Genomic DNA, 314 nt, shown 5'->3' with positions numbered 1-314 from the left:
TTTCCGCACTGCCCGAACCTTGGCCCACCACGAACTTGGCCGCCACCGGCGCGTATTCCAGCGCCTTGGCCAAGTCCATGCCGGCACCCACTAGTTCGTTGACCACGTTGGCCACTTCGTTGCGGGCCAAGCCGGTGTCGCGCGATGTGGAGATGATGGTGCGCGACATCTGTTGTTCTTGCGGGGCATTGGCCACCCCGGCCTTGATCGCGATGTCACGGATGATTGCGTTGTAATCGGCGCTGACTTTGGTCGGGACGGCCAGTGCGGCCACGCCGACAGCGGCCTTGCCAATGCTGCTTTTGACCGTGGCC

The 314-nt window shown here is 63.4% G+C and carries 1 pseudogene; it reads right to left on the bottom strand.

Going from position 1 to position 314, the window contains the following annotated elements:
- Positions 1–314 (bottom strand): annotated as a pseudogene (locus GHO42_RS25685) (phage tail tape measure protein); the annotation flags it as partial.

It is taken from the genome of Pseudomonas sp. FSL R10-0056, assembly GCF_009600105.1.
GTDB lineage: Bacteria > Pseudomonadota > Gammaproteobacteria > Pseudomonadales > Pseudomonadaceae > Aquipseudomonas > Aquipseudomonas bubulae.
The sequence above is the reverse complement of the archived record's forward strand: the minus strand, read 5'-3'. Positions and strand labels throughout refer to the sequence as shown.